Raw genomic sequence first — 14,375 nt, 5'->3', positions numbered from 1 at the left:
CGCTCTCTCGATCTCCCAGGAGCCCCAGTGTCGAAGACGACCACTGCACGTCGCCGCGTGCTCGCCTCACTCACCGCCGCAGCGCTCGTGCTCGCCGGCAGCGTCACCGCCCTCGCGGCCCCCGCCGCTGCGGCGGACCGCACCTTCGCCCTCGTCGGCAGCCTCCAGTCCGAGCTGGGCTGCCCCGACGACTGGCAGCCAGGCTGCGCCGCGACCGCACTCGCGCCGACCGGCCAGGACGGTCTCTACGCCGCCGAGTTCGAGGTGCCCGCGGGCTCGTACGAGTACAAGGTGGCTGTCAACGGCTCGTGGGACGAGTCGTACGGTCTCGACGGGGGCGGCGACAACATCCCGCTCACCGTCGGAGGTCCCTCGACTCTCCGCTTCACCTACGACGACGCGTCGCACCGCATCGGCGTAGAGGTCCTCTCGCTGCGTGCGGGATACACGGATGCCGACGCCGACCTCGTCGACGCGCCCGTGCGTCAGCCCGGCAGCGGCGAGCAGTTCTACTTCGTCATGACCGACCGGTTCGCCAACGGCGACCCGTCCAACGACCAGGGCGGGCTCAGCGGCGACCGGCTGGCGACCGGCTACGACCCGACCAGCACCGGCTTCTACAACGGCGGCGACATCGAGGGCCTGCAGAACAACCTGGACTACATCGCCGGGCTCGGCACGTCGGCGATCTGGCTCACGCCGAGCTTCAAGAACAAGCCGGTGCAGGGCACGGGCGACAACGTGAGCGCCGGGTACCACGGCTACTGGATCACCGACTTCACGCAGATCGACCCGCACCTGGGCACCAACCAGCAGCTTCAGGACTTCATCGACGCAGCCCACGCCAAGGGCATCAAGGTGTACTTCGACATCATCACCAACCACACCGCCGACGTCATCTCGTACGCCGAAGGGAGCGGTGAGAAGTACATCGACATCCCGACCTCGCCGTATCGCGACGCCGCCGGCAACGAGTTCGACGTCACCGACTACGCGGGCACCGACACCTTCCCCGCGCTCGACCCGGCGGTATCGTTCCCGTACACCCCCGTCGTCGCCGACGCCGAGAAGGACGTCAAGGTTCCCGCGTGGCTGAACGACGTGACGCTGTACCACAACCGCGGGGACTCGACCTTCTCGGGTGAATCGACCACGTACGGCGACTTCGTGGGCCTCGACGACCTGATGACCGAGCACCCGAAGGTCGTCGACGGCTTCGTCGACGTCTACGACGACTGGATCGACCTCGGCATCGACGGCTTCCGGATCGACACGGCGAAGCACGTGAACTTCGAGTTCTGGCAGAAGTGGACCACGCAGGTCCTCGACTACGCGCACGCGAAGGGCAAGGAGGACTTCTTCATGTTCGGCGAGGTGTACGACGCCGATCCCGCGAAGCTCTCTCCCTACATCCGCAAGACCGACATGAACTCCGTGCTGGACTTCACCTTCCAGGCGGCCGCGCAGAGCTATTCGGCCGGCCAGTCGGCGAAGGGGCTGAGCGCCATGTTCGCGGGGGATGACCGCTACACGACGCCCGACTCGTCTGCCACGGCGCTGCCGACCTTCCTCGGCAACCACGACATGGGGCGCATCGGCTACTTCCTCAAGTCCAAGGACAACCTTCTCGACCGCGACCTCCTTGCACACGACCTGCTCTTCCTCACGCGCGGCCAGCCGGTCGTCTACTACGGCGACGAGCAGGGCTTCGCGGGCAACGGCGGCGACCGCGCCGCACGCCAGACGCTGTTCGCCAGCCAGGTCGGCGAGTACCAGAACCAGCCCCTCGTGACGGGCGAGACGCTCGGATCGCAGGACCGATACAGCACCTCGGCTCCCGTCTACGACCACATCGCCGAGCTCTCCCAGCTGCGCGACGCCAATTCCGCGCTCGCAACCGGCGCGCAGATCGAGCGCTACGCCGCCGACGGCGCGGGCATCTACGCGTTCTCGCGCGTCGACCGCCAGCAGAAGGTCGAATACCTCGTCGCGACGAACAACGCGACGAGCGCCCAGACCGTCTCCCTCACCACGCTGACCGGCGGTGCCACCTACTCGCCGATCTACGGCAGCGGCGCCGGAATGACGACGGATGCTGCTGCTGCCGCATCCGTCACCGTCCCCGCCCTCTCGACCGTCGTCTGGAAGGCCGATCGTCCCGTGTCGGCGCCTGCCGAGGCCGCCGACCTCTCGGTCACGGTGCCCGCCGCGGGTGCCGCCGTCACCGGCGCTGCCGCCGTCTCGGCCACAGCCGACCAGTCGTGGCGTGAGACCACGTTCTCGTGGCGCGTCGCGGGTTCCGACGACTGGCACGCGCTCGGCACCGCCGAGGACACCTCGCCCGGCGTCTTCCACGACACCGACGCACTCGCGAAGGGCACCCTGGTCGAATACCGGGCTGTCTCGACGGATGCCGCCGGTCACCGCTCGGCCGCCTCGACGTACGCGTCGGTCGGGCTGCGGGTGAACCTCGCCGATGAGCCCGTCGAGCCCGAAGACCCCGAAGAGCCCGAGCCGCAGGTGCCGACGAACTACGGGGCGGTCAGCGTTCCTGGCGCGTTCAACAGCGAGGTCGGATGCCCCGGCGACTGGCAGCCCGACTGCGACGCCGTGCAGATGACGAAGAAGGACGGCATCTGGACGCTCACCGTGCCCGCGCTCACCGCCGGGACGTACGAGTACAAGATCGCCACCGAGAAGAAGTGGGACGAGAACTACGGAGCCGGCGGCGTGCCGAACGGCGCGAACATCACGCTGAAGCACACGAGCGACGGCCCGGTCACGTTCTACTTCGACCCGCGCACGAAGAACATCCGCTCCACGGACGACGGGCCGATCATCACGCTCCCCGGCTCGCTGCAGAGCGAGCTCGGCTGCCCCGGCGACTGGCAGCCGGAGTGCCTCGCCAGCATGATGTTCGACCAGAACTCCGACGGCGTGTTCCAGTTCACGACCGATGACCTCCCCACGGGGTCGTACGAGGTCAAGGTCGCCCACAACCTGAGCTGGGACGAGAACTACGGTGCGGGCGGCGCGCCCGGCGGCGCGAACATCTCGTTCACCGCCACGGCGGGCAAGGTGACGACCTTCCGCTACACGCTCGCGACGCACGTCCTCACCGTGAAGGCGACCGACCCCCCTGTCGCCGGGGTCGGCGAGCTCCGCGCGCACTGGATCGACGCCGAGACGATCGCCTGGCCCGCCGACCTCGGCTCCACGGCCGCGGGGACGACCTGGCAGCTCTACGGATCGCCGGATGCCGCGCTCGCGCTGTCCGACGCGGGCGAGGTGACCGGAGGCGGCGATCCCGTCGCGCTGACGCCCGTCGACGGCGGACTGTCGGACGACCAGAAGGCCCGCTTCCCCGCGCTCGCCTCGTACGTCGCCCTGCATGTCGAGGGTCTCGACCGGGATGCCGTCGCCACGCTGCTGAAGGGGCAGCTCATGGTCGCTCAGCGCACGGCTGACGGCGCCGTCTCGGGCTTCACCGGAGTGCAGCTCCCCGGCGTGCTCGACGCCCTCTACGCGGATGCGGTCGACGGTCTCGACCTCGGAGTCGTGTTCGCCGGCAAGAAGCCCACCTTCCGCCTCTGGGCGCCGACGGCCCAGCAGGCGACGCTCCTGACGTGGGACCCGGAGTCCGCCTCGGGCGAGCCTGTCCGCCACGACGCCACGTGGGATGCGGCATCCGGAACCTGGACGGTCGAGGGAAAGCAGGCGCTCAAGGGCGACCAGTACCTCTGGGAGGTCGCCGTCTACGCCCCCAGCACCGGTGCGATCGAGACGAACGCCGTCACCGACCCGTATTCGGTCGCGCTCACCGAGAACTCGCAGCGGTCGGTCGCCGTCGACCTGGACGACAAGCAGTGGCGCCCCAAGACCTGGGAGAAGACGACGGCACCGATCGTCGAGCGTCCCGTGGATCGCGCGATCTACGAGCTGCACATCCGCGACTTCTCGGCCACGGACGAGTCGGTGCCCGAAGACCTGCGCGGCACGTATCTCGCGTTCGCGAAGAAGAGCGCGGGCACCGATCAGCTGAAGCAGCTCGCCGGTGCGGGCATCAACACGGTGCACCTCCTGCCGTCGTTCGACATCGCGTCGATCGAGGAGGATCCCGCGGTCCAGAAGACGCCGGCGTGCGATCTACCAGCGCTTCCGGCCGACTCGGATCAGCAGCAGGCGTGCATCGCCGCGGTCGCGGACGCTGATGCCTTCAACTGGGGCTACGACCCATACCACTACTCGGTCCCCGAGGGCTCGTACGCGACGAACCCGGATGGCGGGGCACGCGTCGGGGAGTTCCGGACGATGGTCGGTGCGCTCCACGGCATGGGTCTGCAGGTCGTGCTCGACGAGGTCTTCAACCACACGGCAGCGTCCGGCGAGGACGAGAAGTCCGTGCTCGACCAGGTCGTGCCCGGCTACTACCAGCGCCTCAACGCGGCCGGCAACGTCGAGACCTCCACGTGCTGCCAGAACGTGGCCACCGAGCACGAGGTCGCCGAGAAGCTCATGGTCGACTCGCTGGTCATGTGGGCGCGCGAGTACAAGGTCGACGGCTTCCGCTTCGACCTGATGGGCCACCACTCCAAGGCGAACATGCTCGCGATCCGCGCGGCGCTCGACGAGTTGACGCTCAAGAAGGACGGCGTCGACGGAAAGGCGATCTATCTGTACGGCGAGGGCTGGAACTTCGGCGAGGTCGCGAACAACGCGCTCTTCGAGCAGGCGACGCAGGGGCAGCTCGGCGGCACCGGCATCGGCACGTTCAACGACCGCCTCCGCGACGGCGTGCACGGGGGCAGCCCCGTGCGCGAGTCGACGTACGAGCAGGGCTTCGGCACCGGACTCGCGACCGACCCCAACGGCCACGGCGCCGACGGCACGCCCGAGCAGCAGCTCGCGCGGCTCGGCCAGCTCACCGACCTCGTGAAGATCGGCCTGACGGGCAACCTCCGGGACTTCGAGCTCACGGCCGCCGACGGCACCGTCAAGGCCGGCGACGAGATCGACTACAACGGAGCGCCGGCCGGGTACGCCGACCAGCCGGACGAGACGATCAACTACGTCGACGCGCACGACAACAACACGCTGTACGACCTGTCGGTGCTGAAGCTGCCGGAAGACACCACGATGGCCGAGCGCGTGCGCATGAACACGCTCGAGCTCGCGACCGTGACCCTCTCGCAGTCTCCGTCGTTCTGGCACGCCGGCACCGAGCTGCTGCGTTCGAAGTCCCTCGACGACAACAGCTTCAACTCGGGCGACTGGTTCAACCGCATCGACTGGACCGGTCAGGAGTCCACGTTCGGCTCGGGCCTGCCGACGGCTGCGGACAACGCCGACCGCTGGAGCATCCTGAAGCCGCTCCTGGCCAACCCGGCTCTGAAGCCTCAGGCGGCCGACATGGCGACCGCCGAGGCATCCGCTCTCGACCTGCTGCGCGTGCGCAACGAGGTCGACCTGCTGCAGCTCGGTTCTGCCGACCTCATCGAGAAGAAGGTCAGCTTCCCGAACAGCGGGACGGATGCCGCTCCCGGCGTCATCGTCATGCTGGTCGACGACCTGCTCGGCAAGGATGTCGACCCGAAGCTGAAGGGAGCGCTCGTGGTGTTCAACGCCTCTCCGGACGCCACGACGCAGACGATCGCCTCGCTGAAGGGCCGCCCGTTCGCGCTGACGCCCGCTCTGGCGAAGGGCTCCGACCCCGTCGTGAAGACGACGACGTGGAACGCCTCGACCGGCACGGTCACCGTCCCGGCCCGCTCAGTCGCGGTGCTCGTCGAGAAGCAGCCGGCCAAGCGCTGACGGAAGGCAGAAGGGGCGTCGTCCGGGGATCGGACGGCGCCCCTCCGGCATCCGGATCAGCGGTTGACGCTCACCTCGAGAAGCGTCGTCGAGCCCGAGACCTCGTTCGCGACGGCGACGAGCGGCTCTCCCGTCGGCGACTCCGCGGCGGGGATGAACGACAGTCCCTCCGGACCGAGGTCGCCGCTGTTGTCTGCGAAGTCGCGGTTGTTCAGGTAGGTGACGAAGAACGCGTCCGTCGGCACGGTGATGTCGTAGACGATGACCCCGCCCACGCGCTCGAGGCCGATGAAGGCGTACGTGCGGCCGTCGATCTCGCCGATCGTGAGGTTCTCGGGCTCCGGGCCCTTGTCGTCGCTGCGCCCCTCGCGGTTCGCCTCGGTGTGGTTCGAGTTCACGAAGGCCGGCTCCGCCGCGTTCGTGATCTGCTCGAACGCCGATCCCGAGTCGAACACCTGCTGGCCGTCCGTCGTCCAGATCGAGAATGAGCGCGCGCCGAACGCGTAGAGATCGGAGTAGCAGCCCCTCGCCGAGTCGAAGCCGAGCTCCTTCGTGACGTTCAGTCGCCCGAGGTCGGCGTTGCCGGTCTTGCCCTTCAGCGGGCTGTCGGTGCAGATCGGAAGCGATCCCGCACGCGCACCCTCGATGTACGAGCCCCACTCGCGGGCATCGCCCTCGTTCGCCGTCACCAAGTAGGAGCCGCCACCGGCGCGGTAGGAGTTGATGCCGTCAGGCATATAGACGCCGTGGAGGCCCGCGTAAGTGCGCAGCGAGAACCCGCCGTCGCGGTCGCTCGGATCGAGCGGGACCACGCCGTGGTCCTTGTAGCCGAGCGGAAGGATGCCGGTGACCCGCGCCGAGGGGATCTGCACGACCGCGATCGCGTTGGCCTCCTGCAGGGCGACGTACGCGTTGTTCCCGACGACCGAGATGTACTCCGGCTCGAGGTTGCGCGAGACGGGGTGGTCGGAGCCGTTCGGGGTCGGGCCGAAGACGCGGACGCCGTCGGGGAGTGCGCCGTTCTCATACGCGTGGAAGTCGGCGGTCGAGACGTCCTTCTGCGTCGACGCGACGACCTTGGCTGTCGACAGGCGCACGATCGAGACCGAACCCTCCGGGTCGGTCGAGAAGTCGTCGGCCGGCTCGCCCTCGTTCGCCGTGAGCGCGAAGCGTCCGTCCGGCGTGATGACGACGTTGTCGGGCTGGGCTCCGACCGTCACGGTGCCGAGCACCGTCGGGACATCGGCCCGGGCATCGAAGAAGACGAGGTGGCCGGGGTCGGTCTTGACGGGAGCCTCGAAGGCCGCGATGCCGAGGCCGTCCGCGCGCACCGCCACGGAGTTCGCCACGCCCTCGGAGGCGATCTCGTACTCCTCGCCGATCTGCCCCGGGTCGGCGAAGTCGAGCACCTGGACGGCGCCCGCCTTGGCGCTCACGACGAAGAGCCGGTCCTGGTAGTGGGCGAGGATCTCCGCGGCGGACTCGTCGAACGAGCCGGTGTCGTAGCTGCCTACCGGCGTGAGCGTCAGCGCGGCGTCGTCGGCGGAGTAGGTGACGGGCTCCGAGACGATCACGGCTGAGGCGGCGAGGGCCGGCGCGAACGCGAGCGCGCAGGTCGCCGTGGCGGCCGCGGTGAGCATGGCCGCTCGGTGAAGGGCAGAAGGCATGGGGATCCTCGAGTGCTGGTGGGTTGCGCGCGGGCGCACGCCCCTCCGTGCTATCCGGTGAGGGTGTCGGCCCGGTGAACAGGAGTGAACGCCGAGTATCTCCTGGGCCACCTAGCAGATAGTAGGAACTCCAGGTATTCTGAACACAGTGACAATGCCGTCCCACAAGGAAGATGCACGATGACGCGAGAAGCCCCTGTTGCAGAGTCAACCGCTCAGCACCTCACCGCCGATGAGCGATCGGCGATCCTCGACGTCGTGCGCGAGTACGCGGCAAGCGAGCTGGCTCCGTTCGCGATCGAGCGGGATGCCGCTCAGGAGCTTCCGCGAGAGGCGCTGGCGCGGGGAGGCGAACTCGGACTCGGCGGCCTTTACATCCGTGAAGACGTCGGAGGCTCGGCGCTGTCACGGCTGGATGCCGCCGCCATCGTCGAGGAGCTCGCGATGGCCGATCCATCGGTCGCCGCCTACATCACCATCCACAACATGGTGGCGTGGATGATCGACACCTACGGCACCGAGGCGCAGCGCCAGGAGTGGCTGCCGCGCCTTGCGGCCATGACCGACTTCGGCGCGTACTGCCTCACCGAGCCGGGTGCGGGCTCCGATGCCGCCGCCATCACCACCAGCGCGATCCGCTCGGGTGAGGACTACGTGCTCACGGGCGTCAAGCAGTTCATCTCGGGTGGGGGCGAAGCATCCGTCTATGTGGTGATGGCCCGCACGGGCGAGCCAGGCGCCCGTGGGATCACGGCGTTCCTCGTGCCCGACGGAACCCCGGGCCTGTCGTTCGGGGTCAAGGAGCAGAAGATGGGCTGGAAGGCGCAGCCCACGCGTCAGGTGATCCTCGACGAGGTGCGCGTGCCGGCGGCCAACATGCTGGGCGCCCCGGGGCAGGGCTTCAAGATCGCGATGGCGGCGCTCAACGGGGGCCGCGTGAGCATCGCCGCGTGCTCGCTCGGCGGCGCCCAGTGGGCACTCGACCGGGCCGTGCAGTACGTGCAGGAGCGCTTCACGTTCGGCGAGCCCCTCGCCGAGAAGCAGGCGGTGGTGTTCGCGCTCGCCGACATGGCGACGGAGCTGCACGCGGCGCGTGCGCTGGTGCGGGATGCCGCGCTCGCCCTGGACGAGAAGGCTCCGGATGCCGCGATGCGGTGCGCGATGGCCAAGCGGTTCGCGACGGACGCCGGGTTCAGGGTGGCCAACGAGGCCCTGCAGCTGCACGGCGGCTACGGCTATCTCGCCGACTACGGCATCGAGAAGGTGGTCCGCGACCTGCGCGTGCACCAGATCCTCGAGGGCACGAACGAGATCATGCGGGTCATCATCGGCCGCGAGCTGCTGAGCTCCTGACTCTGGTGATCGCGAAACCACCCATTCGCCGCGAGTCCACCTGTCTCGGTGACTCCGGATCGGTGGTTTCGCGCAGATGGTGTGGTTTCGGCGGACGCGGACAGTGAAAGCATGGGCAGCATGACCGATTACGAAACGATCCTGGTCGAGACGCGAGGGCGCGTCGGCTGGATCACGCTCAACCGCCCCGAGGCGCTCAACGCCCTCAACACCCAGGTGATGAAGGACATCGTCGCGGCGGCCACGGCCTTCGACGCCGATGAGGGCATCGGGGCGATCGTCGTCACGGGGTCCGAGCGCGCCTTCGCGGCGGGCGCCGACATCAAGGAGATGGAATCCCTGTCGGGCCGCGAGATGCTCATGGCCGACCACTTCGGCGGATGGCCGACGTTCGCCGCGGTGCGCACACCCGTGATCGCCGCCGTCTCGGGCTACGCGCTCGGTGGCGGCTGCGAGCTGGCCATGATGTGCGACATCATCATCGCGGCCGACTCGGCGAAATTCGGCCAGCCCGAGATCAACCTGGGCGTCATGCCGGGGATGGGCGGCTCGCAGCGCCTCATCCGCGCCGTCGGCTACTACAAGGCGGCAGAGCTGATCCTCACCGGACGGATGATGGATGCCGTCGAGGCCGAGCGCGCGGGACTTGTGTCGCGCGTCGTACCGGCCGCCGACCTGCTCGCCGAGGCGGGGAAGACCGCCGAGACGATCGCCGCGAAGTCGCTCCCCTCGGTGTACTCCGCGAAGGCCGCGCTCGACGCCGCGATGGAGACGCCTCTGGCAGAGGGTCTCAGGTTCGAGCGCCATGCCTTCGCCGCGCTGTTCGACACCGACGACCAGAAGGAGGGCATGGCCGCGTTCCGCGAGAAGCGGTCGCCCGACTTCCGCGGTCGGTGAGCGTGCCCCTCGCCGCCATCCGGACCGTGAGCCTCCATTGGACCGACGAGAACGCGGGTGTCGCCCACGTGCTCGTCGGTCGGATGGAGGCTCAGCGTATGGGGGAAGGGGGTCAGAGGGGCTCGGGGAGCGGCCGTGGGTCGGTGAAATCGCCGGCGTCCTTGCGGAAGCGGGCGATGATCCGCACCAGCTCGGCCGTGTCGTCGGGCGTGAGACCCGGCTGCTCGAACATCTCGGCGTTCAGCGCCGCGGTAGCGCGCTCCACGAGGTCACGGCCCGCGTCTGTGAGGACGAGCATCGCCGCACGGCCGTCGGCAGGATGCGGCTCCCGCACCACCAGCTCGTCCTTGGCGAGCCGGTCGACGGTGTTCGTGACGCTCGTCGGGTGCACCTGCAGGCGCGCGATCGCGCTGGCCATCGGCATCCGTCCCTGCCGCGTGAACGCCAGCAGGCGCAGCAGTTCGAAGCGCGCGAACGACAGGTCGAAGGGGCGCAGGATGCCGTCGATCCGCGCGAGCATGATCTGGTGCGTGCGGATCACCGACGTCACCGCCGACATTCCGGCGGCGGCATCCGTCCAGCCGTGCGCGACCCACTGCCGCTTCGCCTCCGCGATCGGATCGACGGGCAGCGGCGATTGCCTGGCCATGCCGAACCTCCCTCGTCGCGGCTCCCACGGTAGCGCTCCGCACGCACCTCGCAGGGGCTCGCGGCGGGTGGGTCGCCGTCGCAACCGCCGAATAGACTCGACCAGACGAAGGAGCGGAGCCGAATGAAGATCGTGGTCCTGGTCAAGGAGGTCCCGGACACCTACGGGGATCGCAAGCTGTCGCTCGAGACGGGGCTCGCCGATCGGGGAGCATCCGACCGCGTGATCGACGAGATCTGCGAGCGGGCCCTCGAGGTCGCGCTGTCGTACGCGGATGCGCACGCCGGAACCGAGGTGGTGGTGCTCTCGATGGCCTCCGAGGCGGCGACGGCGACGGTGCGCAAGGGTCTCGCGATGGGCGCCTCGTCTGCCGTGCAGGTCGTCGACCCGGGTCTGCTCGGCGCAGATCTCGGACTCACCGCCGAAGTGCTCGCGGCGGCGCTGCAGCGCACCGGATTCGACCTCGTGATCGCGGGCAATCTGTCGACCGACGGCTCGGGGGGCGTCATCCCGGCGATGGTCGCGGAGCTGCTCGGAGTGCCTTCGGCTACCTCGCTCAACTCGGTGACGATCGGCGAAGACTCGGTGTCGGGGGAACGTGCGTCGGACGGGGCGACGATGACGGTCTCCGCGCCGCTTCCGGCAGTCGTCTCCATCACCGAGGCTCTTCCGGATGCCCGCTTCCCGAACTTCAAAGGCATCATGGCGGCGAAGAAGAAGCCGTTCGAGACGCTCTCGCTCGCCGATCTCGCCATCGAGCCCGAGGATCACTCCGCGTCGCGATCGATCATCATCGGACTGAGCGAGAAGCCGGCACGTCAGGCGGGCGTCAAGATCGTCGACGAGGGCGACGCGGGCGAGAAGCTCGCCGAGTTCCTCATCCAGAACCGGCTCGCGTAAGGGTGGAAGAGATGTCGGACTTCGCTGAGGACTCGATCCTCGTCCTGCTGGACGTCACTCCGTCCGGCGCGCTCGCCAAGTCCTCGGCGGGTCTGCTGGGCGCTGCGGCGCAGGTGGGCACGCCCGTGGCGCTGATCGTGGCGCCGGATGCCTCGTCTCTCGCCGGGCAGGCCGGTGAGCTCGGTGCGGCGACCGTGCTGACAGCATCCGGTGACTCGTCGGTGCTGACCGTGCCCCGTGTCGATGCGCTGGCGGCGGCGGCCGCCCTCGTGCGACCCGACGCCATCCTCGTCTCGAACTCGATCGAAGGTCGCGAGGTCGCCGGACGCTACGCGGCCAGGTCGCGCTCGGGCCTGTGCGTGGACGCCGTCGGAGTCTCGCGGGATGCCGAGGGCGTCGTGGCGCACCACTCCGTGTACGGGGGCGCGTACAACGTCGACGCGGCCGTCACCTGGGGCGCTCCGATCATCACGATCCGTCAGGGCGCGATAGACGCCCGCGCCGAGGCGCGCACTCCCTCCGTCGAGGTGCTGTCGGTGCCGGCGTCGGAGCGCGCCGCCGCAACGGTCCAGGCCGTCGACGAAGCGGTCGTCGCTTCGTCGCGCCCCGAGCTGCGCGGAGCGGCGAAGGTCGTCTCCGGCGGTCGTGGCCTCGGTTCGGGCGAGAAGTTCGCTCTCGTCGACCAGCTCGCCGACGCCCTGGGCGCCGCGGTCGGCGCATCGCGCGCCGCGGTCGACGCAGGTTACGTGCCGCAGTCGTACCAGGTGGGGCAGACGGGCGTGTCCGTGTCGCCGCAGCTGTATGTCGCACTCGGAATATCGGGTGCGATCCAGCACAAGGCCGGAATGCAGACGGCCAAGACGATCGTCGCCATCAACAAGGACGGGGATGCCCCGATCTTCGAGATCGCGGACTTCGGCGTCGTCGGCGACATCTTCACGGTGGTGCCGCAGCTGATCGCGGCCCTCGAAGCGAAGAAGGCCTGAGGCCCGGTGGCGACCTACGGACAGTCGGTGCGTCGCGGCCTTCCGCGCGTCGCCGGGGGAGAAGCATGGCCAGCCGGCGGAGTCATCGAGGCGATCGGTGTCGCTGACGGACCATCCGGCGCTGACAGCGTGCCTGAGCTGTTCGGTGTGGCCGGCGCTGCTGCGGCGGTTGCAGGGAACGGTGTGGATCGGGCCGGATCGACCGTCGCGGGCGGCAACGGCGTCGAGCCTGCTCGGGAGGTGGCGGCGCCGGAGGCGACGGCACCCGACGATCACGACATGGAGGGAGTCCCCTCCTCCGACGGGGTTGAGGACCCGGGAACGGGAAGAGCGATGCGACGCGGGCTGCCGCGCGTGCCCGGCGGAGAGCCGTGGCCGCCGGCGGGCAGTGCCGCCGAAGCACTCGACCGTTCGACTGCATCGCGGGCCGGCTCGGGTGCGGTGCTGGTGGGCGCGGCTTCCATCGCGGCCGACGTTCCGGCAGTCGCCCCCTCGGTCACGGAGACCGTCGCAGCGCCGACGGGGAGCGATGGCACGACTGCGACCGGTGCCGCCGCGGCCGCGACTGCTTCCGTCTACGAGCCCGCCGACGCGGGGACGTCGAGCGCGGCCGACGCCGGCCTGCGCCGAGGGCTCCCGCGCGTCGCAGGCGGAGAGGCGTGGCCTCCCGCATCCGCCTCCCGAACCGCGGTCGCTGCCTCCGTGGGTCAGGCTTCAGTGCTCGCCGCCCCCGAGGTCACGGCTTCGCCGGAGGGCGGGCCTCAGATTGCTGAGCAGCCGCCGAGGGACGAGACGCCGTCTCGCGAAACTCCGCGCCGACGCGAGGGTCTCCCGCGCACGGCGGTGCTGGCCGGTGCCGCAGCAGCTCCCGCGGCAAGCGCCGGAACCGGGACCGGAACCGGAACCGGAACCGGAACCGGGACCAGCACCGGAACCGGGACCAGCACCGGAACCGCGGCCGGCGCCGGAACCGGGACCAGCGTCGGAACCGCGGCCGGGTCGGACACCACGTCGGCGACGCCCGTGCCGGCGCAGGCAGCGGCCGTCGTTCTGACACCTCAGGCGGCAGCATCCGTCGCCCCCGCCGACCGTGCCCCCCTGCCGTTCACGCGGACGGTGTGGCCGGGAGCTGCCGCGCGGACGCGACCCGCGCCCACGGCCGAGCTGCGGCGGATCGGTCCCTTCACGATGCTGCAGTGGCTCGGTGCGGCCGTCGTCGGCGGATTCGGGCTGCTGTTCGCGGCGGCCATGGCGGTCCTGTTCACCCGCTGGTTCCTGAGCCTGGAGTTCATGCAGGACTTCCTGGTGACGTACCCCGGCGAGTACGAGCTGCCCGAAGGCGCACCCGTCGGCATGCCGCCGTGGCTCGGATGGCAGCACTTCTTCAATGTCTTCCTCATCGTCCTGATCATCCGCAGCGGGCTCACCGTCCGGAACGAGAAGCGGCCGAGCGTCTTCTGGTCGCCGAAGAGCAACGGCCGCCGCAAGATGAGCCTGACCCTCTGGTTCCACCAGGCCCTCGACGTGCTGTGGATGGTGAACGGCGTGATCTTCGTCGTCCTGCTGTTCGTCACCGGCCAGTGGATGAAGATCGTCCCGACGAGCTGGGCGGTGTTCCCGAACGCGATCTCGGCCGCGCTGCAGTATGTCTCGCTCGACTGGCCGACCGAGAACGGGTGGGTGAACTACAACTCGCTGCAGCAGTTGGCCTACTTCGCGACCGTCTTCATCGCGGCGCCGCTCGCCATCATCACCGGCGTGCGCATGTCGTGGGTGTGGCCGAAGGATGCCAAGACGCTGAGCCGCATCGTCCCGGTGGAGTGGGCGCGCGCCGTGCACTTCCCGGTGATGCTCTACTTCGTGCTGTTCATCTTCGTGCACGTCGTGCTGGTGTTCGCGACGGGGGCGCTGCGCAACCTCAACCACATGTACGCGTCCCAGGATGCCGAGAACTGGGTCGGCTTCTGGATCTTCGCGGCTTCCCTCCTTGTGATCGCCGCCGGATGGATCGCGGCGCGGCCGCTCGTCCTGGCACCCATCGCCCGGCTGTTCGGCAAAGTGAGCGGCCGCTAGGCCGCTCACTTTGCCGAACACGGTCATTGAGTAGGAGCG

General features: G+C 69.3%; 8 protein-coding genes. 6 read left to right on the top strand and 2 right to left on the bottom strand.

The genetic code is table 11. From position 1 onward, the window contains the following. The first annotated feature begins 27 nt into the window (after positions 1-27). On the top strand, positions 28-5,811 hold the full coding sequence (gene pulA / locus AC1DP3_RS00395; RefSeq protein ID WP_477290146.1) for a pullulanase-type alpha-1,6-glucosidase: 5,784 nt from the start codon (positions 28-30) through the stop codon (positions 5,809-5,811). Between the two features lie 56 nt (positions 5,812-5,867). Here the strand turns inward: pulA and AC1DP3_RS00390 are convergent, their stop codons facing one another. Next, the gene (locus tag AC1DP3_RS00390) at positions 5,868-7,478 is read right to left on the bottom strand and encodes a choice-of-anchor I family protein (protein ID WP_477290144.1); all 1,611 of its coding nucleotides are present in this window, start codon (positions 7,476-7,478) and stop codon (positions 5,868-5,870) included. A gap of 180 nt (positions 7,479-7,658) precedes the next feature. Between AC1DP3_RS00390 and AC1DP3_RS00385 the strand changes: the two genes are divergently transcribed. Together AC1DP3_RS00385 and AC1DP3_RS00380 are read left to right on the top strand one after the other, a co-directional pair. Next, positions 7,659-8,831 (top strand): acyl-CoA dehydrogenase family protein, encoded by a 1,173-nt coding sequence (locus AC1DP3_RS00385; protein ID WP_477290142.1) that lies wholly within the window; start codon positions 7,659-7,661, stop codon positions 8,829-8,831. Between the two features lie 120 nt (positions 8,832-8,951). Further along, positions 8,952-9,728 carry an enoyl-CoA hydratase gene (locus tag AC1DP3_RS00380; RefSeq protein WP_477290141.1) on the top strand — a complete coding sequence of 259 codons (777 nt, stop codon included), beginning with the start codon at positions 8,952-8,954 and terminating at the stop codon, positions 9,726-9,728. Between the two features lie 112 nt (positions 9,729-9,840). Here the strand turns inward: AC1DP3_RS00380 and AC1DP3_RS00375 are convergent, their stop codons facing one another. Continuing rightward, positions 9,841-10,377 carry a MarR family winged helix-turn-helix transcriptional regulator gene (locus tag AC1DP3_RS00375; RefSeq protein ID WP_477290139.1) on the bottom strand — a complete coding sequence of 179 codons (537 nt, stop codon included), beginning with the start codon at positions 10,375-10,377 and terminating at the stop codon, positions 9,841-9,843. 123 nt (positions 10,378-10,500) lie between these two features. Here AC1DP3_RS00375 and AC1DP3_RS00370 point away from each other — a divergent pair, with 123 nt between their 5' ends. The 3 genes from AC1DP3_RS00370 to AC1DP3_RS00360 are packed head-to-tail and all read left to right on the top strand — an operon-like array spanning position 10,501 to position 14,336. Beyond that, positions 10,501-11,277, top strand: coding sequence for an electron transfer flavoprotein subunit beta/FixA family protein (locus AC1DP3_RS00370; RefSeq protein ID WP_477290137.1), 777 nt, complete (start codon positions 10,501-10,503; stop codon positions 11,275-11,277). An 11-nt stretch (positions 11,278-11,288) separates the two neighbouring features. After that, positions 11,289-12,263 (top strand): electron transfer flavoprotein subunit alpha/FixB family protein, encoded by a 975-nt coding sequence (locus AC1DP3_RS00365; RefSeq protein WP_477290135.1) that lies wholly within the window; start codon positions 11,289-11,291, stop codon positions 12,261-12,263. 6 nt (positions 12,264-12,269) lie between these two features. Continuing rightward, positions 12,270-14,336, top strand: a complete 2,067-nt coding sequence (locus tag AC1DP3_RS00360; RefSeq protein ID WP_477290133.1) for a cytochrome b/b6 domain-containing protein — start codon at positions 12,270-12,272, stop codon at positions 14,334-14,336. Positions 14,337-14,375: the final 39 nt, after the last annotated feature.

The sequence above is a fragment of the Microbacterium sp. P5_B6 genome, assembly GCF_056400345.1.
This window is presented reverse-complemented; position numbering and strand designations above follow the sequence as displayed.